Origin of the sequence: Rathayibacter sp. AY1G1, assembly GCF_002932095.1 — a bacterium.
In the GTDB taxonomy this organism is placed as follows: domain Bacteria; phylum Actinomycetota; class Actinomycetes; order Actinomycetales; family Microbacteriaceae; genus Rathayibacter.
Genome location: NZ_PSUZ01000020.1, coordinates 1 through 21,117 on the forward strand (window position 1 = coordinate 1; position 21,117 = coordinate 21,117).

The window sequence follows — 21,117 nt, forward strand, 5'->3', positions numbered from 1 at the left end:
GGCGGCGAGCGCGTCGACGGAGGCCAGGTCGGAGGCGATCACCTCGGCCTCGAGGTCGAGGGTCTCGAGGGCGCGCTCGGCGCCGAGCTTGAGGATGGCGGAGGTGCCGATTCCGGCGCCGCAGAGGGTGACGATCTTCATGCGCTTCTTCCGTGGTGCGGGTGGTGCGGGGTGCTGTCGGTGAGGACGGCGTTGATGCTGCGGAGGGTGCGGGCGGCGGCGAGGGCGCCGACCGCGTCCGGACGGCTGAGCACGTCGGCGAGCCCGGAGACGAAACCGACGTGCCCGTGCGCCTGGGTGGCGGCGATCCCGATGACGACCGAGACCGGATCGTTGGTGCTGTGCCCGAAGGCGACGGGCTCGGCCAGCGTGACGACGGAGAGGCCGTCCGCGAGGACGTCGTTGCCGGGCCGGGCGTGCGCGAGGGCGAGCCCGGGCGCGATGACGATGTACGGCCCGAGCACGTCGACCTGCTCGACCATGCGCCGGGAGTAGGCGGCGTCCACCGCGCCGGTCCGCTCGAGAGCACGGCCCGCCTCGAGGACGGCCTCCCGCCAGGATCCGGCGGAGTGGCGGAGGGCCACCGCCTCCTCGGGGAGCGCGTCGAGCGGCACCGTCAGGCCGCCTCGAAGCCGGCGCTGATCGTCTCGACGAGCTCGCGGCGCTCGTCGAGCGGCAGGAAGGCGGCGTGAGCCGCGTTCAGCTGGAAGGCCTCGAAGTCGTCGAGATCGTACCCGAACGCGTCGGACAGGAGGGCGAGCTCGCGGCTGAGGGTCGTCGCGCTCATCAGGCGGTTGTCGGTGTTCACCGTGACGCGGAAGCCCAGCTGGTAGAGCAGGTCGAAGGGGTGGTCGGCGAGCTCGGCACCCCACGCCGCGACGGCGCCGGTCTGCAGGTTGGAGGAGGGGCTGAGCTCGAGGGCGATCTCGCGGTCCTTCACCCACTCCGAGAGCTCGCCGAGGGTCACGTAGCTCGCGTCGTCGTCCTGGCGCTCGATGCGGATGTCCTCCGCGATCCGGACGCCGTGACCCAGGCGCAGCGCGCGGCCGTCGAGCAGGGCGGAGCGGATGCTGTCGAGGCCGTCCGCCTCCCCCGCGTGCACCGTGGTCGGGAAGTGCGCCGCCGCGAGCAGCTCGAAGGCGGGACGGTGCCTCGAGGCGGGGAAGCCCGCCTCGGCTCCGGCGATGTCGAAGCCGATCGCACCGCGCTCGCGGTGGCGCAGCGCCAGCTCGGCGACCTCGAGCGAGCGGTCGGCGTGCCGCATCGCGGTGATCAGCTGGCCGACGCGGATGCGATATCCCTGCGCCGCCGCCGCCTGCACGCCCTGCTGCAGCCCCTCCTGGACCGCCTCGACAGCCGCGTCGAGCGAGAGCCCGGCGCGCTGGTGCTGCTCCGGCGCCCAGCGCACCTCGCCGTGCACGACTCCGTCGGCGGCGAGGTCGAGCACGAACTCGCGGGCCACGCGCTCGAGCGCCGGCGCGGTCTGCATCACGGCGACCGTCGTCTCGAAGGTGGCGATGTAGTCGGTGAGGGAGCCGGAGTCGGCCGTGGCACGGAACCACTCGGCGAGCGCGTCCGGCTCCTCGGCCGGGAGCGGCACGCCCGTCTCGCGGGCGATCTCGAGGACCGTCCCGGGCCGCAGGCCTCCGTCGAGGTGGTCGTGCAGCGACACCTTGGGGAGCTCGTCGATGAGGACGCCCTCGCCCGGGAGGAGGTACTCCTCGGTCTGATCGGTCACGGTGCTCCTCGCAGGTCGGCGGTGGTTCGCCGACCACCCTAGAGGGTCGGCGGAAGCGGCTCGCCGGGCGGCGCCTCCTCCGTGCCGGGCGGCGCGGGGCTAGGAGACGCGCTCCGCCACGAGGGGGCCGCCGTCGAGCACCTCGTCGCCCTCGTCGCCGATCCGGAAGGCACCGTCGAGCGCCTCGAGCGCCCGGGCGAAGCGCTCCGGCTCGTCTGCCGAGAGGGTGATCAGGGGCTGGCCCGCGCGGACTCGGTCGCCCGGCTTCGCGTGCAGGTCGATCCCCGCCGCGTGCTGCACTGCGTCGGCCTGGCGGGCGCGTCCGGCGCCCAGGCGCCAGGCGGCGATGCCGAACGGCAGCGCCTGCTGCTCCACCAGGACGCCGTCGCGCTCGGCGACCACGACGTCGGTCTCGCGGGCCTCGGGGAGCGCCGCATCCGGATCCCCTCCCTGAGCGCGGATGACCGCGCGCCAGGTGTCCATGGCCGCGCCGCCGTCGAGGGCGCGCTCGACGTCCGCGTCCGGCTGCCCGGCGAGGGCCAGCATCTCGCGGGCCAGGGCCAGCGTCAGCTCCCGGACGTCCGAGGGGCCGCCGCCGGCGAGCACCTCGACCGACTCCCGCACCTCGTTCGCGTTGCCGATGGCCAGACCGAGCGGCACGTTCATGTTGGTCAGCAGCGCCGTGGTCCGCACCCCCGCGTCGTTGCCGAGGTCGACCATCGCCCGCGCCAGCTCCCGCGAGCGCTCGATGTCGACCATGAACGCCCCGGAGCCGAACTTCACGTCGAGCACCAGGGCGTCGGTCCCCTCGGCGATCTTCTTCGACATGATCGAGGACGCGATCAGCGGGATCGCCTCGACGGTCCCGGTGATGTCCCGGAGCGCGTAGAGCTTCTTGTCGGCCGGGGCCAAGCCCGAGCCCGCGGCGCAGATCACGCCGCCGACCGTCCGCAGCTGCTCCAGCATCTCCTCGTTGCCGAGGTCGGCCCGCCAGCCCGGGATCGACTCCAGCTTGTCGAGCGTTCCGCCCGTGTGGCCGAGCCCGCGTCCCGAGAGCTGGGGCACCGCCACGCCGAAGGAGGCGACCAGCGGCATCAGCGGCAGCGTGATCTTGTCGCCGACCCCGCCCGTGGAGTGCTTGTCGACCGTGCGCTTGCCGAGTCCGTCGAACCGCATGCGCTCGCCGCTGGCGATCATCGCCAGGGTGAGGTCGCGGATCTCGTCGCGCTCCATCCCGTTCAGCAGGACCGCCATCGCGAAGGCCGCCATCTGCTCGTCGGCGACGTAGCCGCGCGTGTAGGCGTCGATCAGCCAGTCGATCTGCGCGGTCGAGAGCGTGCCGCGGTCGCGCTTGGTGCGGATGATGTCGACGGCGTCGAAGTCCTCGACGGGGGTGGTGCGGGTCATGCGGAGTCCTCGGTTCGGGAGTGGGAGCGGTGACGGCGGCGCTAGGAGGCGGCGTAGGCCTCGAGCGTGCGCGGGCCGAAGGCGTCGGGGATGACCTCGTCGATCGTCTTCACGCCCGACACGGTCTGGAGGAGCATGCCCTCGGCCGAGTGCTCGAAGAGCAGCTGGCGGCAGCGCCCGCAGGGCATCAGGACGCCGCCCTTCCCGTCGACGCAGGTGAAGGCGACGAGCCGGCCGCCGCCCGTCATGTGCAGCGAGGACACCAGCGCGCACTCGGCGCAGAGCGTGAGCCCGTAGGAGGCGTTCTCGACGTTGCACCCCGAGATCGTCCGGCCGTCGTCCACGAGCGCGGCGACCCCGACGGGGAACTTCGAGTACGGGACGTAGGCGTGGCTCATGGCCTCCAGGGCGGCCTCGCGCAGCGCCTCCCAGTCGATGTCGGTCACGACGGCTCCTCTCAGGACTTCAGGTACGGCTTGCCGGCGGCGGCCGGTCCGCGGGACTGGCCGACGAGACCGGCCACCGCGAAGATCGTCACGACGTACGGCAGCATCAGCATGAACTCGCTGGGCACGGGCGAGCCGATGACGCCGAGCACGTTCTGCAGGTTGGTCGCGAAGCCGAACAGCAGCGACGCGAGCGTCGCCTTGATCGGGTCCCAGCGGCCGAAGATGACGGCGGCCAGGGCGATGAAGCCCGCACCCGCGGTCATCTCCTTGCCGAACGCGCCGACCGCGTCGAGCGTGTAGTACGCGCCGCCGACTCCGGCGATCGCCCCGGCGAGGGAGACGTTCCAGAAGCGCGTGCGGGCGACATCGATGCCCACGGTGTCCGCGGCCTGCGGGTGCTCGCCCACTGCGCGCAGGCGGAGGCCCCACTTGGTCTTGAACAGGCCCCACCACACCGCGAAGATCGCGAAGTACATCAGGTAGACGATCACCGTCTGGTTGAACAGGACGGCGCCCACGATCGGCACCTGGCTGAGCACCGGGATCGGGAGGCGGTCGAACTTCACCGGCGAGTTGAACGTCGACGCGTCGGCGGAGAGGACCTGGGAGTAGAGGAAGCTCGTCAGGCCGGTCACCAGCACGTTCAGCACGACTCCGACGATCACCTGGTCGACCAGGTACTTGATCGCGAAGGCGGCCAGCACGAACGACACCAGGACGCTCGCGACCATCGCCGCGAGCAGGCCGAGCACCGGCTGGCGGGTGAGGGAGCCGACCATCGCCGCGGTGAAGGCGCCGGCGAGCAGCTGCCCCTCGATCGCGACGTTGACGACTCCGACCCGCTCCGAGATGACGCCGCCGAGCGAGCCGAAGATCAGCGGAGTGGCGAGCCCGACGGTCCCGAGCAGCAGCCCCGAGACGGGCAGCGCGGCACCGGCCGACGCCCAGACGAGGAACCCGATCAGGAAGACCAGGGCGAAGACCGCCGAGAGCCAGAGCGGGATCCGGCGGCCGGCGCGGGTGAGCGCGGCCGACGCGACGGCCAGGGCGACCAGGAGGATCGCGACGACCACGCCCGTCCCCCGCGTCGGGAACGGGATGTCCGGCAGCGCGAAGAAGTCGGTCCCCGCGGCGAGGCGGAACGAGCTCGTCCCGTCGCGGCCGAGGGCCACGAAGAGGACGACGGCGAGCAGCGCGAAGACGCCGAACGCGATCGGCGCCTTCCAGCTGCGGATCACGACGCGGTCGGGGGCGGTGGCGACGGCGGTGCTCATGCGGACACCTCCGAGGTGCGGCGGGTGCGGCGCTTCGGGGCGGCCCCGGGCGTCGGGAGGCGGAAGATCGCGCGCACCAGCGGCGGTGCGGCGATGAAGAGGACGATCAGCGACTGCACGACGAGGACCACGTCGATCGGCACGCCCTCGGCGGCCTGCATCGAGTAGCCGCCCGCCTTGAAGGCGCCGAAGAGGATGCCGGCGAAGAACACGCCCCAGGGTCGGGAGCGGCCCAGCAGCGCGACCGTGATCGCGTCGAAGCCGATGCCCGCGTCGATCCCCGAGGTGAAGCCGGTCGTGACCGTCCCCATCACCTGGGCGCTGCCGGCGAGGCCGAGCAGGCCGCCGGAGAGCAGCATCGCGTACACGTAGCTGTTCTTCACGTCGATGCCCGCGACCCGCGCCGCGTGCGGGTTCTCCCCCACCGCGCGGAACTTGAAGCCGATCGTCGAGCGGTTCAGGAGCCACCAGACGAAGACGGTCGCGAGGACCGCGAAGACGAAGCCGAGCGTGAGCGAGTAGCCGGGGCCGAGGAGCGCCGGGAAGACGGCGGTCTCCTTCATCCCGGGCGACTTCGGGTTGTTCGAGCCGGGCGCCTGCAGCGCGCCGGGCGTCCGCAGGAGGTAGGAGATCAGGTAGAACGCGACGTAGTTGAGCATGATCGTGAGGATCACCTCGTGCGCGCCGGTGCGGGCCTTGAGCAGTCCCACGAGTCCGCCCCAGAGCGCGCCGCCCAGGATGCCGGCGGCGAGCGCGACGATCAGGTGCACGCCCCACGGGAGGTCGAAGGAGAAGCCGACCCAGCCCGCGCAGGCGGCGGCGATCAGCATCTGGCCGCGGCCGCCGATGTTGAACAGGCCGACGCGGAAGGCCAGCGCCACTCCGAGGCCGCCGGCGATCAGCGGGGTCGCGAAGGCCAGGGTGTCCGTCAGTGGCTTGATGCCGTTGGCGAAGCCCTCGCGGCGGAAGTTGTAGACCGAGCCCTGGAAGAGCGAGGAGTAGGCACCGGAGACGGACTGCCAGATCGCCTGCAGGGTGTCGAGCGGCCGGGCGAAGAAGTAGCCCGACGCCGCCTGGACGTCCTTGTCGGTCGCGGCGATCAGCACGCCGCCCGCGATGAGGGAGAGCAGCACGGCGAGCACCGACATCAGCGCGGTGCCGGAGAGGATCTCGCGCAGGACGCGGGAGGCGCCGCTCTCGAGCGGGCCGGTGCGCACCTCCTGATCCGGCTTCTGGCCGGGCTCGAGCCCGGACGCCTTCTCGGTCTCCGCGTCGGGATCGACCGCGGGCAGTTGCGCGTCGCTCACGCCGACGCTCCCTTCTCGGCGGGCGTCTGCCCGGCCATCATGAGCCCCAGGACCTCGCGGGGCGTGTCGGAGGGGACGATGCCGATGATCCCGCCCTTGTACATGACCGCGATGCGGTCGGCGAGCGCCGCGACCTCGTCGAGCTCGGTCGACACCACGATCACGGGTACCCCGGTGTCGCGCGTCTCGACGATGCGCTTGTGGACGAACTCGATGGAGCCGACGTCGATGCCGCGAGTGGGCTGCGCCGCGATGAACAGCCGCAGCTCCCGGCTGAGCTCGCGCGCGAGCACCACCTTCTGCTGGTTGCCTCCGGAGAGGCGGCCGACGTGGGTGCCGATCCCCTGGGCGCGCACGTCGAACTCGCGCACCCGCTCCTCGGCGAAGCGCTCGAGCTCCTTGAGCCGCAGGCCCAGTCCCTTCACGAACGGACCGCGGTCGCTGCGGTCGAGCATGAGGTTCTCGGCGATCGTGAACTCGGCGACCAGACCGTCCTCGGTGCGGTCCTCGGGGACGAAGCCGACCCCCGACTCGAGGACGCGGCGCACGGACAGCCCGTCGAGGCGGCGCCCGTCCAGGGTCACCGAGCCCTCGACCCGCTCCTGCAGGCCCATGATCGCCTCGGTGAGCTCGGTCTGGCCGTTGCCCTGCACGCCCGCGATCGCGAGGATCTCGCCGCGGCGGACCTCGAAGGAGACGTCGTCGACGACGGCCTGGCCGTTGGCGTCGCGCACGGTGAGGTTCGAGACGACGAGGGCCTCGTCGCCCGGCACCGCCTGCTCCTTCTGCACCGTCAGCTCGACGGCGCGTCCCACCATCAGCGAGGCGAGCTCGGCGTTGCTCGCGGTCGGCGACGCCTCCCCCACGACTCTGCCGAGGCGGATGACCGTGATGCGGTCTCCGACCTCGCGCACCTCGCGGAGCTTGTGCGTGATGAAGACGATGGCGGTCCCGGCCGCACGCAGCTGGCGCATGATCGCGATGAGCTCGTCGGTCTCCTGCGGAGTCAGCACCGCGGTCGGCTCGTCGAACACGAGCACCCGGGCGTCGCGGGAGAGGGCCTTGATGATCTCGACCCGCTGCTGCACGCCGACGGGGAGGTCCTCGACCAGGGCGTCGGGATCCACGTCGAAGCCGAAGCGGTCCGAGATCTCGCGCACCCGGGCGCGCGCGGCGGCGAGGTCCAGGCGCCCGCCGGCTTTCGTCTCCTCGTGGCCCAGCATGACGTTCTCGGCGACGGTGAACACGGGGACGAGCATGAAGTGCTGGTGGACCATCCCGATGCCCGCCTTCATGGCGTCACCCGGACCGGAGAAGTGCTGGACCGCGTCGTCCAGCAGGATCTCCCCCTCCTCGGCCTGGTACAGGCCGTAGAGCACGTTCATGAGCGTCGACTTGCCCGCGCCGTTCTCGCCGAGGAGGCAGTGGATCTCACCGGGTTCGACGGTGAGATCGATGTGGTCGTTGGCCACGAGCGCGCCGAAGCGCTTCGTGATGCCACGCAGTTCGAGCTTCATGGGACCAATCTAACTTTCGGTTCGCGCCACGATGCGCCGTCGGCCGGGATCGATGGCCGCAGCGGAGCCGATCCGCCCGCCGGACCGACGAAGAGGCCGGCGGGCCCGAGGTGTGCTCGGGCCCGCCGGCCTCTTCGAGGAAGCAGCTAGGACGCCGCGGGAGCGGACGGGGAGGTGACGGTGATGGAGCCGTCGATGATGCCCGCCTTGATGGTGTCGAGCTCGCCCTGCAGGTCGCCCGAGACCTTCGACTCGAAGTCGTGGAACGGCGCGATGCCGACTCCGTCGTTCTCGAGGGTGCCCACGAAGGGAGTGGGGTCGAAGTCGTCGGCTCCGGCGGAGCTGGTGACGTCGGTCGTGCCGGCCTCGATGCCCTTGAGGATCGAGGTCAGGTACAGGTCGGCGCCGTCGGGGTAGGTCTCGTACAGGTCCGCGTCCACGCCGACCATCGCGATGTCCTTGCCGGAGTCGCGGATCGCCTCGATCGCCGACTGGAAGATCGGACCGCCGACGGGGAGGATGACGTCCGCGTTCTGGTCGATCAGCGACTGCGCGGCCGACTTGGCCTCGACGCCCGCCGCGAAGCCGCCGGTGAAGGAGCCGGTCTGCGCGTCGACGTCCCAGCCGACGACCTTGACGTCCTTCCCCTTCTGCTCGTTGTAGTACTTCACGCCGTCGGCGTAGCCGTCCATGAAGATCGTGACGGTCGGGAACTGCTGGCCGCCGTAGGTGCCGACGACGCCGGTCTTGGAGTACGACGCGGCCGCGTAGCCGGCGAGGAACGCCGCCTGCGAGGTGTCGAAGGTGATCGGCTTGACGTTCGGCAGGTCGATCGACGCGTCGTCGATGATCGCGAAGTCGATGTCCGTGTTCGCCTCGGCCGCGGCCGACGTGGCCTCGGCCAGCGCGAAGCCGACGGTGATGATCAGGTTGCAGCCCTGGTCGACGAGGCTGGTCAGGTTCGGGGCGTAGTCCGTCTCGGACTCCGAGGTGACGGTCTTCGGCGTGACGCCGAGGTCCTCCGAGGCCTTCACGAGGCCGTTGTAGCCGAGCTCGTTGAACGACTTGTCGTCGAACCCGCCCGCGTCGGAGACCATGCAGGGCAGGAAGTCGCCACCGGCGGCGGCGCTGGAGCCGCTCTCCTCGGGGGCGGAGGCGCAACCGGCGAGAAGCGCGGTGACGCCGAGGGCGGCGAGACCGCCGAACGCGGCCTTACGCGAGGTGATAGTCAAGATGTCGTCCTCCAGGAATGCGGCCCCGCGCGACGAGCGCAGCAGGGCGTCGATTCCCACACGTTACCCAATGTGACAAGTCGCTCAGCCGCCCGGACGGTGGTGGTCAGGAAGAGTTACACAGTGTTGATCTTCGCGACACGCGGAGCGTGTCGCGGGGCGCGGTCGGCTGGGCTCGATTCCGAGCCGGGGAGCGGCTCGGCGCGGTCGGCTGGGCTCGATTCCGAGCCGCGGAGCGGCTCGGCGCGGTCGGCTGGGCTCGATTCCGAGCCGCGGAGCGGCTCGGCGCGGTCGGCTTCGCGACGGGTGCGTTCCGCAGAGCGGGTCGCGTCGGGCTGGCCTGAATCGCTGGCACGCGATTCCGGCTCGCGGCCCTCTCCCCTGCTGCCGGATGTCGAAGGCGTTCGGAGGAGCTCCGCGCTGCGCGCGGTCGGGCTCGACGCGATGCTCCTCCATGGTGGTCGAGTTGCCGCGGAAGCGGCGGATCGAGACCCAGCCACCAGCACCCAGGGCGACGGCCGAGGCCCTCATCGAGGGTGGTCGAGTGGCCGCGCGAACGGCGTATCGGGACCGCCGCACGCGCATGAGGCGAGGGGGCGGAACGGCGAAGCGCGGCGCCTCCGGGGGGAGGGCCGCGCTTCGCCGGGTGTGACGGAGGGCTAGAGGACGTCGGTGCGGCCGGAGAGGCGCAGTGCGTCGACGACGCCCTTGACCTTCTGGGCGTTCTCGGTCGTGGTCACCAGGAGTGCGTCGGGGGTGTCCACGACGACGATGTCCTTCACTCCGATGAGGGCGATGGTGCGGTTGCCGCCGCTGACGACGATGCCCGTCGCGGAGTCGGCCAGAACACGCGCGTCCTCGCCGAGGATGGCGAGGTCCGAGCGGAGTCCGCTCGAGTGCAGCTTCGCGATCGAGGCGAAGTCGCCCACGTCGTCCCAGGAGAAGTGGCCGGGCACGACGGCCAGCTTGCCCGCGGCCGCGGCCGGCTCGGCGACGGAGTAGTCGATCGCGATCTTCTCCAGGCCCGGCCAGATGCGGTCGACGACCGCGCCGCGCTCCGGGGTGTCCCACGCGGCGGCGAGCTCGAGCAGTCCGGCGAGCAGCTTCGGCTTGGCGCGGCCGAGCTCCTCGAGGAGGCGGTCGGCGCGGGCGATGAACATGCCCGCGTTCCAGAGGTACTGACCACTGGAGAGATAGGCGCGCGCGGTGTCGGCGTCGGGCTTCTCGACGAAGGAGTCGACGGCGAGCGTGTGCGTCGCCCCGTCGATCCCGAGGTGCTTCCCCGTGCGGATGTAGCCGAAGCCCACGGCAGGCTCGGTCGGCGTGATGCCGATGGTCGCGATGTAGCCCGCGTCCGCCGCGACGACGGCCTCGGCGACCGCGTCGTGGAACAGCTGCTGACCGCTGATGACGTGGTCGGCGGCGAACGAGCCGATGATCACGCCCGGCTGGCGGCGCTCGAGGATGGCGGCGGCCAGGCCGATCGCGGCGGACGAGTCGCGCGGCTCGCTCTCGAGGACGACGTTGAGGTCCTCGAGGCTCTCGAGCTGCTCCTCGACGGCGGCGCGGTGGGCGCGGCCGGTCACGACCATGATCCGGTCGGCGCCCGAGATGGGCGCGAGGCGGTCCCAGGTGTCGCGGAGGAGGGTCTGTCCCGACCCCGTCAGATCGTGCAGGAACTTCGGGGCGTCGGCCCGGGAGAGCGGCCACAGCCTCGAGCCGATCCCGCCGGCGGGGATCACGCTGTAGAAGCGGTCGAGCGGGGCGCGGCCATCGGTCTCAGGTGATGTCATGTCCGCAGGATACAAGGGAGCCCGAGCGCGACCGTCCGTTCACCCGGGCGCGCGCCGCCGTTCATCCCGCCGCCGTAGCGTCCGGGGCGTGAGAGTCGCGGTCGTCACCGAGAGCTTCCTGCCGTCGTTGAACGGCGTGACCACGAGCGTCCTGCGGGTGCTCGACGAGTTCGCGGAGCGCGGGATCGAGGCGCTCGTCGTCTGCCCGGCCGCGGGGGCGCCGGGCCACTACGCGGGCCACCGCGTCGTGGAGCACCCGGCGATCGCCTACCGCGACTTCCCGGTCGGAATCCCCACGCTCGCCCTCACCCGGGAGCTGGCCGACTTCGAGCCCGACGTGGTGCACGTCGCCTCGCCCTTCCTCCTCGGCGCCCGCGCCATCGCCTCGGCCGGTCGGCTCGGGGTGCCGAGTGTCGCGATCTACCAGACGGACGTCGCGCGATTCGCGGCCCGCTACGGCATCCGCGGCGCCCGCGCCCTCGCCTGGCGGGTGATCCGCCAGATCCACGCCGGGGCGGACCTGACCCTCGCCCCCTCCACCAGCGCCCTCGACGACCTCGCCGCCGCCGGCATCGAGCGCACCGCGCTGTGGGGCCGCGGCGTGCAGAGCGACCGCTTCCACCCGCGCCGCCGATCCTCCCCCTACGCGCAGGCCGTCCGGGCCGGACTCGGCGCGGACGACGCGCTCGTCGGCTACATCGGGCGCCTCTCCCCCGAGAAGAGAGTGGAGCGGATGGCGGCACTCGCCTCCCTCCCGCACGCGGAGCTGGTCGTGGGCGGCTACGGCCCCTCCTCCGCCCGGGTCGCCGCCGCCCTCGGCCCGGCGGCGCGGATGCTCGGCCGGCTCGACGGCGACCGGCTGCCGGCGGTCTTCGCCGCGCTCGACGTCTTCGTGCACACCGGCACGGAGGAGACGTTCGGCCAGACGGTCCAGGAGGCGCAGGCGTCCGGCACCGCCGTGGTCGCGCCGCACGCGGGCGGCCCCACCGACCTCATCGAGCACGGCGTGGACGGCCTGCTCTACGCGCCCGAGAGCGACTCCGACCTCCGCCGGCAGGTGGAGCGCCTGGTCCGAGATCCCGCACTGCGCGCCCGGCTCGGCGAGGCGGGCCGCCGCCGCGTGCTCCACCGCACCTGGAGCGCGCTCACCGACGAGCTCCTCGCGCACTACGCGACCGCGGGGGCGCCCGCCCTCGCCCTGCCCCGCAGCTAAGGCTCGCCTAAGCCGCGCCCGCCTGCGAGCGCGCTTAGAATCGGAGGGCGAGTTTCTCGTCGCTCCCCGCCCCGTCCCCGTCCACGCGACGTGGGAACAGGTCAGGCCGTCGGAGCACAACCAGGGAGGGTTGTTCGTGTCAGTTCAAGCTGCTCAAACCCTCGCACCCCGGAAGCAGGGGAAGATCCGGCGTCCGGCCGGCACCCTGTACCGCGGTCGCGAAGGCATGTGGTCGTGGGTGCTCCACCGGATCACCGGTGTCGCCATCTTCTTCTTCCTCCTCGTCCACGTCCTCGACTCCGCTCTCATCGCCGTGAGCCCCGAGGCGTACAACGCGGTCATCGGGACGTACAAGAACCCGATCATGGGACTCGGCGAGACCGGGCTCGTGGGCGCCATCGCGTTCCACGCGCTGAACGGCCTGCGGATCATCCTGGTCGACTTCTGGAGCTGGGCGACCCGCAACCAGCGCGTCCTCTTCTGGGTCGTCATGGGCCTCTGGGTCGTGCTGATGCTCGGCTTCGCGCCGCGCCACCTGATCAACGTCTTCAGCGAGGGGGGTGCGCATTGAGCACCGTCGCCGCACCGCGGACCCCGCACACCCCGACCCGCTCCTCCGGCACCAACTGGGAGAAGTGGGGCTGGATCTACATGCGCGCCTCCGGCGTCGTGCTGATCGTCCTGATCTTCGGGCACCTCATCTACAACCTGCTGCTGGGCGACGGCATCAAGGCCATCGACTTCGGCTTCGTCGGCGGCAAACTGGCGAACCCGTTCTGGCAGTGGTGGGACGTCCTCATGCTGTGGCTCGCGCTGATCCACGGCGGCAACGGCATGCGCACGCTGGTCAACGACTACGCGACCTCGCCCCTGCTGGCCAAGGCCTTCAAGGGCGGCATCCTCGTCGCCGTCGTCGCGCTGATCGCGCTCGGCACCTGGGTCGTCTTCGCGTTCGACCCGTGCCCCGCCGGCACCGCCGCGGACCTGCTGCCCTCCTTCTGCGCAGCGTGACCACGGTGCCGCGGATCGGAGAGGGGCCCGCGCCCCTCCCGGTCCGCGGCACCGCGTCCCGGCACCTCCCCCTCCCATCCCCGTACGACGGAGCACCCACCCCGTGAGCACACCAGGCCACTCCCACACCGGCGCCGACCAGAGCGCCTTCGCGCAGACCGTCGGACCCGACGGCGTCCACTACCACCAGTTCGACGTCGTCATCGTCGGCGCCGGCGGTGCCGGGATGCGCGCGGCCATCGAGGCCGGCCCCAAGGCGAAGACGGCCGTGATCTCGAAGCTGTACCCGACCCGCTCCCACACCGGAGCGGCGCAGGGCGGCATGGCCGCCGCCCTCGCGAACGTCGAGGAGGACAGCTGGGAGTGGCACACCTTCGACACCGTAAAGGGCGGCGACTACCTCGTCGACCAGGACGCGGCCGAGATCCTCGCGAAGGAGGCCATCGACGCGGTCATCGACCTCGAGAACATGGGCCTGCCCTTCAACCGCACCGAGGAGGGCAAGATCGACCAGCGCCGCTTCGGCGGCCACACCCGCGACCACGGCAAGGCGCCCGTCCGCCGGGCCTGCTACGCGGCCGACCGCACCGGCCACATGATCCTGCAGACGCTGTTCCAGAACTGCGTCCGGCTCGGCATCAACTTCTACAACGAGTTCTACGTCCTCGACCTGGTGATGACCGAGGTCGACGGAGTGGCCAAGCCCTCCGGCGTCGTCGCCTACGAGCTGGCCACGGGCGAGCTGCACGTCTTCCAGGCGAAGGCGATCATCTTCGCGACCGGCGGCTTCGGCAAGATCTACAAGACCACCTCCAACGCGCACACCCTCACCGGCGACGGCGTCGGCATCATCTGGCGCAAGGGCCTCCCCCTGGAGGACATGGAGTTCTTCCAGTTCCACCCGACCGGCCTCGCCGGCCTCGGCATCCTCCTCACCGAGGGAGCGCGAGGAGAGGGTGCGATCCTCCGCAACGCCTCGGGCGAGCGCTTCATGGAGCGCTACGCCCCCACCATCAAGGACCTCGCGCCGCGCGACATCGTCGCCCGCTGCATGGTCCAGGAGGTGGCGGAGGGACGCGGCGCCGGACCGCACAAGGACTACGTGCTGCTGGACTGCACCCACCTGGGCGCCGAGGTCCTCGAGACCAAGCTCCCCGACATCACCGAGTTCGCCCGCACCTACCTGGGCGTCGACCCCGTCGTCGAGCCGGTCCCCGTCATGCCGACCGCGCACTACGCGATGGGCGGCATCCCGACCAACGTCAAGGCCGAGGTGCTCTCGGACAACACGACCGTCGTCCCGGGCCTCTACGCCGCCGGCGAGTGCGCGTGCGTCTCGGTGCACGGCTCCAACCGCCTCGGCACCAACTCCCTCCTCGACATCAACGTCTTCGGCAAGCGCAGCGGCAACAACGCCGCCGACTACGCCAAGACGGTCGACTTCACCCCCCTGCCCGCCGACCCGGCCGGAGCGATCCGCGACATGCTCGCCTCGCTCCGCTCCGCGACCGGCACCGAGCGGATCGCCTCGATCCGCAAGGAGCTGCAGGACGAGATGGACAAGAACGCTCAGGTGTTCCGCACCGACGAGTCCCTCGAGGCCGTCACCGGGACCATCCAGCGCCTGCGCGACCGGTTCCGCAACATCTCGGTGCAGGACAAGGGCAAGCGCTTCAACACCGACCTCCTCGAGGCCGTCGAGCTGGGCTTCCTGCTCGACCTCGCCGAGGTCGTCGTCTACTCGGCGCGCAACCGCAAGGAGAGCCGCGGCGGCCACATGCGCGACGACTTCCCGAAGCGCGACGACGAGAACTACATGCAGCACACGATGGCGTACCTCTCCGGTGACGCCCACTCCTCCGACGCCGGTGACCACATCCGGCTCGACTGGAAGCCCGTCGTGATCACCCGGTACCAGCCGATGGAGAGGAAGTACTAGCCATGTCGACCGCTACCCTCGAGCAGCCGCCCGCCGCCCCCGCGGCCCCGGAGGCGTTCACCGTCACGTTCATCATCCGCCGTTTCGACCCCGAGGTGGACGCCGAGCCGCGCTGGCAGGACTTCGACGTCGAGATGTACTCGACCGACCGCGTCCTCGACGCCCTGCACCGCATCAAGTGGGACCAGGACGGATCGCTGACCTTCCGCCGCTCGTGCGCGCACGGGATCTGCGGATCCGACGCGATGCGGATCAACGGCCGCAACCGCCTGGCCTGCAAGACGCTGATCAAGGATCTCGACATCTCGCAGCCGATCTACATCGAGGCGATCAAGGGCCTGCCCCTCGAGAAGGACCTCGTCGTCGACATGGAGCCGTTCTTCGCCTCCTACCGCGAGGTGCAGCCGTTCCTGGTCGCCAACACCCCGGCACCCAAGGGCAAGGAGCGCGTGCAGTCGGTCGCCGACCGCGCCCGCTTCGACGACACCACGAAGTGCATCCTCTGCGCCGCGTGCACGTCGTCCTGCCCCGTGTTCTGGACCGACGGGCAGTACTTCGGCCCCGCGGCGATCGTGAACGCCCACCGCTTCATCTTCGACTCGCGCGACGACGCCGGTGGAGCGCGCCTGGACATCCTCAACGACAAGGAGGGCGTGTGGCGCTGCCGCACGACCTTCAACTGCACGGAGGCGTGCCCGCGCGGCATCCAGATCACGCAGGCGATCGCCGAGGTGAAGCAGGCCGTCATCCGCGGCCGCGCCTGACCCTCCCCCTCGCGAAAGCGTCCGGCCCGCCGGGATCCTCGGATCCCGCGGGCCGGACGCGTTCCTGCGTGCAAGCGGGCGCGTGCACGAGAGCGCCGCGAGGCCTCAGTACGCTGGAGGAATGACCGAGGCGGCCGACACTCCCCGCGGGATCCCGGGCCTGTTCGAGCGGGTCATGCGGACGCGGCCGGTGCGGGTGATGCTGCACTACTCCGAGACCGGCGGGCCCCTCTTCGCCTCCGGACTCGCCTTCCAGGCCCTGTTCGCGGTCTTCGCGGCGCTCTTCGTCTTCTTCGCCGTCTTCGGCTTCTGGGTGCGCGACGACTCGGTGCTGCGCGACTCCCTCCTCGACCTGGTGACCCGCTCCGTCCCCGGCCTGATCGGCGGGAAGAACGCCCTCGTGTCGGTGAACGACCTGCTCGACTCGTCGATCCTCGGCTGGACGGGTGCGATCGCGGCCGCCGGCCTGCTCTGGACGGCGCTCAACTTCCTGGGGAGCCTGCGCCAGGCGGTCCGGCTGCTCTTCTCGCTCCCCGGACCCACGACCCTCTTCGTCCTGCTCAAGCTCAAGGACGCGGGGCTCGCCCTGGTCTTCGGGGCGGTGCTGCTGGTCTCGGCCGGTCTCTCCGTGTTCTCGACCTCGCTGGTCGACGTGGCGTTCGGCTTCCTCGGGATCGGCAGCGAGTCGATGCCGGCCCGTCTCGCCGGCAGCGCGGTCGGCCTGCTGATCATGCTCGCCCTGGACACGGGCACGCTCGCCGGCTCCTTCCGCATCCTCTCGGGCATCTCGATCCCCTGGAAGAACCTCTGGGCGGGCTCTCTGCTCGGCGGGATCGCTCTCGGCGCGCTCAAGGTCCTCGGGACGCAGCTGCTGGGCGGTGCCTCCCGCAATCCGCTGCTCGCCTCGTTCGCGGTCCTCATCGGTCTGCTGATCTGGTTCAACCTCGTCTGCCAGGTGATCCTGATCGCCGCGTCGTGGATCTCCGTCGGGATGAGCGACGCCGGGATCTCGGCGCGCAAGCTCACGCCGGAGGAGCGCGAGAAGGAGCGGGAGGAGCAGCTGCGCACCGCCCGCCGCACCCTCGCCGAGGCCGAGCGCGAGCGGCTTCGCGCCGCACTGCCAGAGGCGTCCCTCCTGAAACGACGGCGCCTGGAGCGCCAGCTCGCGCAGCTCGAGGAGGAGCTCGAGCAGCTCGCCGCCTGACCGGCGGACTACTTCCCGTCCCTCCCGGCGTCGCCGCGCCCGATTCCGCCTGCCGATTCTGTCCGTTTCTGTTGACTTCCCTCCCGAACGGGTCTAAAAAGAGGTAAACGCAGATCCGAGGTCGGCAACGACACCGCGGATCCGGCGCACCACCCACGGCGAGACGACGGAGTCCACATGTACGCACCGGAGCGGCACCAGGCGATCCTGGACCGCGCCCGCACCGACGGGCGCGTCGAGGTCCGCGACCTCGCCCTCTCCCTCGCCGTGACGCCGGAGACGATCCGCCGCGATCTCACCAGCCTCGAGAAGCGGGGCCTGCTGCGCCGTGCGCACGGCGGCGCCATCCCCGTCGAGCGCCTGGGCATCGAGCCCGAGGTCGCCGCCCGCGAGGGACACCTCGCCGGCGAGAAGGACCGCATCGCCACCGCGGCCCTCGCCGAGGTGCCCGACGGCGGCTCGATCGCCATCGACGCCGGCACCACCACGGTGCGGCTGGCGGAGCTGCTCCCCCTGGACCGCCGGCTGACGGTCGTCACCCACTCCCTCCCCGTCGCGATGGCGCTCGTCGGCCGGCCCAACATCGACCTCCACCTCATCGGCGGGCACCTGCGCGGAGTCACGCAGGCCGCCGTCGGGCCGTGGGCCGCCCAGGCCCTCTCCACGGTCTCGGTGGACGTCGCCTTCATCGGCACGAACGGACTCAGCCTCGAGCGCGGGCTCACCACCCCCGATCTCGACGAGGCCGTCGTCAAGTCCGCGATCATCGCCTCCGCGCGCCGGGTCGTGGTCCTCGCCGACCACTCGAAGTTCGGCCGGCAGGACTTCGGGCACGTCGCTCCGCTGTCCGCGGTCGACACCGTCATCACCGACGCCGATGTCGACGACGAGCTCGCCGACGACATCGAGTCGGCCGGCCCGGAGGTCGTCCGCGCATGATCGTCACCGTCACCGCCAACCCGAGCATCGACGTCACCCTCTCCACGAGCGGCTTCGCCGTCGGCGAGGTCAACCGCGCGCACGACGTGCGGCGCGACCCGGCCGGCAAGGGCGTCAACGTCGCCCGTGCCCTCGCGCGCAACGGCGTCGAGGCGACCGCGGTCTACCCGGCCGACGCCTCCACCGGCGTCGACCTGTCCACGATGCTCCGGGCCGCCGGAGTCCGCTCGGCCAGTGCGGCGATCGCCCACCCGATCCGCACCAACATCACCGTGGTCGACGACCGGACGGGCCGCACCACCAAGATCAACGAGCCCGGCCCCGCCGTCACGGAGGAGGAGGCTCACGCCCTCTCCGAGCTGATCGGCGAGCACGTCTCGGCCTCGCCCCGCTGGCTCGTCGCCTGCGGCAGCGTCCCCCCGGGATTGGGAGCGGACTTCTACCCCGCCCTCGGCCGCCTCGCCCTGCACTTCGGCGTCCCCCTCGCCGTCGACACCTCGGGAGCCCCCCTGACCGCGATCATCGCGGCCGGCACCGCCACCCTGGTGAAGCCCAACCTCGAGGAGCTCGAGGAGCTCCTCGGCCGCTCCCTGACGACGGTCGGAGACGTCGTCGCCGGAGCCCGTGAACTCCTGCAGCTGCCCGACGCGCGAGCGCTCGTCAGTCTCGGAGAGCACGGCGCCCTCCTCGTCACGGCGCACGCGTCGTGGTGGGCGGGCGCCCCCGCCGTCGTGCCCCTCAGCACCGTCGGCGCCGGCGACAGCACGCTCGCCGGCTACCTCTCGGCCGTCGACGCCACGGAGGCGGAGCGCCTCGCGACAGCAGTCGCGTGGGGTACCGCCGCCGTCCAGCTCCCGGGCAGCGAAGCCCCGGGTCCCGACTCCCTCCGCCTCGACGACGTCTCCGTCGTCGAGAACCCCGACCCCACCCTCCCGATTGGAGAACTGAGCGCATGACTGCTCTCACCGAGGCGTCGACGGTCATCGTCGACCTCACCGCCGCCACGAAGGACGAGGCCACCGCGCAGCTCGCGAAGACGCTCGCCGACGCCGGCCGCGTCACCGACCTCGACGGCTTCCTCGCCGACGTCCGCGACCGCGAGTCGCAGATGGCGACCGGCATGCCCGGCGGCATCGGGATCCCCCACGCCCGCTCCTCCCACGTCGTCTCGCCCAGCGTGGCGGTCGGCATCGCGAAGCAGGGCGTCGACTTCGGGGCCCCCGACGGCCCGGCCGACCTGATCTTCCTGATCGCGGCTCCGGACGGCGCCGACCAGGCGCACCTCAAGATCCTCGCCCAGCTCGCCCGCAAGCTGATCCACGAGTCCTTCACCGGTTCCCTCCGCGCCGCCGCCAGCGGCCAGGAGGTCGCGGACATCATCGCCCGAGAGGTCGTCGTCTCATGAGGATCGTCGCCGTCACCAGCTGCATCGCCGGCATCGCGCACACCTACATGGCGGCCGAGGCCCTCGAGCAGGCCGCGAAGAAGAAGGGGTACGAGATCCAGGTCGAGACCCAGGGCGCCGCGGGCTCCGATCCCATGTCGGACCGGACCATCGCCGACGCCGACGTCGTGATCCTTGCCGCCGACCTCGAGGTCCGCGGCAAGGAGCGCTTCGCCGGGAAGCCCACCCTCGAGGTGGGCACGTCGGAGGCGCTCGCGAAGGCGGCGGACGTCATCGACCGCGCCGTCGCGAAGGTGCAGGACGCGCCCGCCGCGAGCCCCGCCTCCGGCCCGCGCTTCGTCGCCGTGACCAGCTGCATCGCGGGCATCGCCCACACCTACATGGCCGCGGAGGCGCTCGAGCAGGCCGCGAAGAAGCGCGGCTACCCGATCCACGTCGAGACCCAGGGCGCGGCCGGCTCGGACGAGATGACCGCGGCCGACATCGCCGCCGCGGACGTCGTCATCCTCGCCGCCGACCTCGAGGTCCGCGGCAAGGACCGCTTCGCCGGCAAGCCGATCCTCCAGGTGGGCGTCGCCGAGGCCCTGTCCAAGCCGGACGAGGTCCTCGACCGCGCTCTGGCCCTCCGCGGCTCCGGCTCCGCCGCGTCCTCCCCCGCCCGCTCGACTCCGGCCGCGGCCCCCGCCGCGCCGAAGAAGGTCGGCGTCGGCACGCGCATCCGCCAGAACCTGATGACCGGCGTCTCCTACATGATCCCGTTCGTCGCGGCGGGCGGTCTGCTGATCGCGCTGTCGTTCCTGTTCGGCGGCTACCGGATCGTCGACTTCACGGCCCAGCAGATCATCGACGACGGCTTCAACGTCGCGAACATCACCGACTGGGCCGGAGTGATGTTCCTCATCGGAAGCGCGACCTTCGCGTTCCTGGTGCCGGTGCTCTCGGGCTTCATCGCCTTCGGCATCGCCGACCGTCCCGGCATCGCGCCGGGCTTCCTCGGCGGCGCGGTCGCGGTCACCGTCGGCGCGGGCTTCCTGGGCGGCCTCGCCTCCGGCTTCATCGCCGGCTACGCGGCCCTCTACATCTCGCGGATCAAGCTCCCCGCGGCGTTCAAGTCGCTGATGCCCGTCGTGATCATCCCCTTGATCGCCACCTTCATCACCGGCTTCCTGATGTTCGTGGTGCTCGGAGCGCCGCTCCGCGCACTGAGCGAGGGCCTGTCGTCCTGGCTCTCGGGCCTCTCGGGCGGCAACCTGATCATCCTGGGGATCATCCTCGGCCTGATGATGGCGTTCGACATGGGCGGCCCGGTCAACAAGGTGGCCTACGCCTTCGCGACCACCGGCCTCGCCTCCGTCCCCGCCGACGGCGACCCGAACTCCGTGCAGTTCAAGGTGATGGCGATCGTCATGGCCGCCGGCATGACCCCGCCGCTGGGTCTGGCCCTGGCCACGACTCTCCGCAAGCGCCTGTTCACCGACGCCGAGCGCCAGAACGGCAAGGCCGCCTACCTGCTGGGCGCGTCCTTCATCTCGGAGGGGGCCATCCCGTTCGCCGCGGTCGACCCGCTGCGCGTGATCCCGTCCGCCATGGTCGGCTCGGCCGTCACGGGTGCGCTCGTCGCGCTCTTCGGCTCCACCCTCCGCGCCCCGCACGGCGGCGTCTGGGTCACCGGGCTCGTCGGGCAGCCGATCCTCTACCTGGTCGCCATCCTGGTGGGCATGGTCGTCACGGCCGTCTGCGTGATCATCGCGAAGAGCATCAAGCGCGCCCCGGTGGTCGCCGAGGTGCCCGAGCCCGCCACCGCCCAGGCCGTCCCCGCCTGATCCCCTCCGACCGACCGTCCTGAGCGGTCCCGCCGGCGGTCGCCTCCGCGCTCCTCCCCCTCTCCGAGGGAGTGGCGCGAGGCGGCCGCCGGCTTCCGCGTT

At 71.5% G+C, this 21,117-nt stretch carries 19 protein-coding genes and 1 pseudogene; 10 read left to right on the forward strand and 10 right to left on the reverse strand.

Going from position 1 to position 21,117, the window contains the following annotated elements; translation table 11 throughout:
* The 10 genes and pseudogenes from C5C36_RS11905 to C5C36_RS11950 form a co-directional block, all read right to left on the reverse strand.
* Window positions 1-141, reverse strand: a pseudogene (locus tag C5C36_RS11905) (PTS ascorbate transporter subunit IIB); the annotation flags it as partial.
* Window positions 138-614, reverse strand: coding sequence for a PTS sugar transporter subunit IIA (locus C5C36_RS11910; protein ID WP_104223177.1), 477 nt, complete (start codon window positions 612-614; stop codon window positions 138-140). The gene C5C36_RS11910 and the pseudogene C5C36_RS11905, both read right to left, overlap by 4 nt.
* A 2-nt stretch (window positions 615-616) precedes the next feature.
* Window positions 617-1,738, reverse strand: a complete 1,122-nt coding sequence (locus C5C36_RS11915; protein WP_104309795.1) for an adenosine deaminase — start codon at window positions 1,736-1,738, stop codon at window positions 617-619.
* Between the two features lie 99 nt (window positions 1,739-1,837).
* Window positions 1,838-3,145, reverse strand: coding sequence for a thymidine phosphorylase (locus C5C36_RS11920; protein WP_104309796.1), 1,308 nt, complete (start codon window positions 3,143-3,145; stop codon window positions 1,838-1,840).
* Between the two features lie 41 nt (window positions 3,146-3,186).
* Window positions 3,187-3,591 (reverse strand): cytidine deaminase, encoded by a 405-nt coding sequence (locus tag C5C36_RS11925; RefSeq protein WP_104223180.1) that lies wholly within the window; start codon window positions 3,589-3,591, stop codon window positions 3,187-3,189.
* 11 nt (window positions 3,592-3,602) lie between these two features.
* Window positions 3,603-4,868, reverse strand: a complete 1,266-nt coding sequence (locus C5C36_RS11930) for an ABC transporter permease (RefSeq protein ID WP_104232837.1) — start codon at window positions 4,866-4,868, stop codon at window positions 3,603-3,605.
* Window positions 4,865-6,175 (reverse strand): ABC transporter permease, encoded by a 1,311-nt coding sequence (locus tag C5C36_RS11935; protein ID WP_208543314.1) that lies wholly within the window; start codon window positions 6,173-6,175, stop codon window positions 4,865-4,867. The genes C5C36_RS11930 and C5C36_RS11935 overlap by 4 nt, the downstream gene beginning before the upstream one ends.
* Window positions 6,172-7,692 carry an ABC transporter ATP-binding protein gene (locus C5C36_RS11940; RefSeq protein ID WP_104309797.1) on the reverse strand — a complete coding sequence of 507 codons (1,521 nt, stop codon included), beginning with the start codon at window positions 7,690-7,692 and terminating at the stop codon, window positions 6,172-6,174. The genes C5C36_RS11935 and C5C36_RS11940 overlap by 4 nt, the downstream gene beginning before the upstream one ends.
* Before the next feature lie 146 nt (window positions 7,693-7,838).
* Entirely contained in the window at window positions 7,839-8,924 is a 1,086-nt protein-coding gene (locus tag C5C36_RS11945) for a BMP family protein (RefSeq protein WP_104246690.1), read from the reverse strand.
* A gap of 659 nt (window positions 8,925-9,583) precedes the next feature.
* On the reverse strand, window positions 9,584-10,717 hold the full coding sequence (locus C5C36_RS11950; RefSeq protein WP_104223184.1) for a mannose-1-phosphate guanylyltransferase: 1,134 nt from the start codon (window positions 10,715-10,717) through the stop codon (window positions 9,584-9,586).
* A gap of 88 nt (window positions 10,718-10,805) precedes the next feature.
* Between C5C36_RS11950 and C5C36_RS11955 the strand changes: the two genes are divergently transcribed.
* The 10 genes from C5C36_RS11955 (at window position 10,806) to C5C36_RS12000 (ending at window position 21,015) form a co-directional block, all read left to right on the forward strand.
* On the forward strand, window positions 10,806-11,930 hold the full coding sequence (locus tag C5C36_RS11955; RefSeq protein ID WP_181027095.1) for a glycosyltransferase family 1 protein: 1,125 nt from the start codon (window positions 10,806-10,808) through the stop codon (window positions 11,928-11,930).
* Between the two features lie 136 nt (window positions 11,931-12,066).
* Window positions 12,067-12,501: a succinate dehydrogenase, cytochrome b556 subunit gene (gene sdhC / locus C5C36_RS11960; RefSeq protein ID WP_374952907.1), complete on the forward strand. Its 435-nt coding sequence runs from the start codon at window positions 12,067-12,069 to the stop codon at window positions 12,499-12,501.
* Window positions 12,498-12,941 (forward strand): succinate dehydrogenase hydrophobic membrane anchor subunit, encoded by a 444-nt coding sequence (locus C5C36_RS11965; RefSeq protein ID WP_104223187.1) that lies wholly within the window; start codon window positions 12,498-12,500, stop codon window positions 12,939-12,941. The genes sdhC and C5C36_RS11965 overlap by 4 nt, the downstream gene beginning before the upstream one ends.
* A gap of 202 nt (window positions 12,942-13,143) precedes the next feature.
* Window positions 13,144-14,880 carry a succinate dehydrogenase flavoprotein subunit gene (gene sdhA / locus C5C36_RS11970; protein WP_104232891.1) on the forward strand — a complete coding sequence of 579 codons (1,737 nt, stop codon included), beginning with the start codon at window positions 13,144-13,146 and terminating at the stop codon, window positions 14,878-14,880.
* Between the two features lie 2 nt (window positions 14,881-14,882).
* Complete coding sequence (locus tag C5C36_RS11975; protein WP_068254543.1) at window positions 14,883-15,644, forward strand: succinate dehydrogenase iron-sulfur subunit; 762 nt, start codon at window positions 14,883-14,885, stop codon at window positions 15,642-15,644.
* A gap of 121 nt (window positions 15,645-15,765) precedes the next feature.
* Window positions 15,766-16,848: a YhjD/YihY/BrkB family envelope integrity protein gene (locus C5C36_RS11980; protein ID WP_104309798.1), complete on the forward strand. Its 1,083-nt coding sequence runs from the start codon at window positions 15,766-15,768 to the stop codon at window positions 16,846-16,848.
* Window positions 16,849-17,025: 177 nt separating this feature from the next.
* Entirely contained in the window at window positions 17,026-17,787 is a 762-nt protein-coding gene (locus C5C36_RS11985) for a DeoR/GlpR family DNA-binding transcription regulator (RefSeq protein ID WP_104226423.1), read from the forward strand.
* Window positions 17,784-18,743 (forward strand): 1-phosphofructokinase family hexose kinase, encoded by a 960-nt coding sequence (locus tag C5C36_RS11990; RefSeq protein ID WP_104226424.1) that lies wholly within the window; start codon window positions 17,784-17,786, stop codon window positions 18,741-18,743. The genes C5C36_RS11985 and C5C36_RS11990 overlap by 4 nt, the downstream gene beginning before the upstream one ends.
* Window positions 18,740-19,192, forward strand: coding sequence for a PTS sugar transporter subunit IIA (locus C5C36_RS11995; RefSeq protein WP_097166616.1), 453 nt, complete (start codon window positions 18,740-18,742; stop codon window positions 19,190-19,192). The genes C5C36_RS11990 and C5C36_RS11995 overlap by 4 nt, the downstream gene beginning before the upstream one ends.
* A complete protein-coding gene (locus C5C36_RS12000; protein ID WP_104309799.1) occupies window positions 19,189-21,015 on the forward strand; it encodes a PTS fructose-like transporter subunit IIB in 1,827 nt (608 codons plus the stop codon). Before C5C36_RS11995 ends, C5C36_RS12000 begins: the two co-directional genes overlap by 4 nt.
* Window positions 21,016-21,117 lie beyond the last annotated feature (102 nt).

Coding starts and splice junctions, on each gene's coding strand:
- C5C36_RS11920 (WP_104309796.1), bottom strand. CDS start 3,145: ATGACCCGCACCACCCCCGTCGAGGACTTCGACGCCGTCGACATCATC.
- C5C36_RS11930 (WP_104232837.1), bottom strand. CDS start 4,868: ATGAGCACCGCCGTCGCCACCGCCCCCGACCGCGTCGTGATCCGCAGC.
- C5C36_RS11940 (WP_104309797.1), bottom strand. CDS start 7,692: ATGAAGCTCGAACTGCGTGGCATCACGAAGCGCTTCGGCGCGCTCGTG.
- C5C36_RS11950 (WP_104223184.1), bottom strand. CDS start 10,717: ATGACATCACCTGAGACCGATGGCCGCGCCCCGCTCGACCGCTTCTAC.
- C5C36_RS11975 (WP_068254543.1), top strand. CDS start 14,883: ATGTCGACCGCTACCCTCGAGCAGCCGCCCGCCGCCCCCGCGGCCCCG.
- C5C36_RS11980 (WP_104309798.1), top strand. CDS start 15,766: ATGACCGAGGCGGCCGACACTCCCCGCGGGATCCCGGGCCTGTTCGAG.
- C5C36_RS11985 (WP_104226423.1), top strand. CDS start 17,026: ATGTACGCACCGGAGCGGCACCAGGCGATCCTGGACCGCGCCCGCACC.
- C5C36_RS11990 (WP_104226424.1), top strand. CDS start 17,784: ATGATCGTCACCGTCACCGCCAACCCGAGCATCGACGTCACCCTCTCC.
- C5C36_RS11995 (WP_097166616.1), top strand. CDS start 18,740: ATGACTGCTCTCACCGAGGCGTCGACGGTCATCGTCGACCTCACCGCC.
- C5C36_RS12000 (WP_104309799.1), top strand. CDS start 19,189: ATGAGGATCGTCGCCGTCACCAGCTGCATCGCCGGCATCGCGCACACC.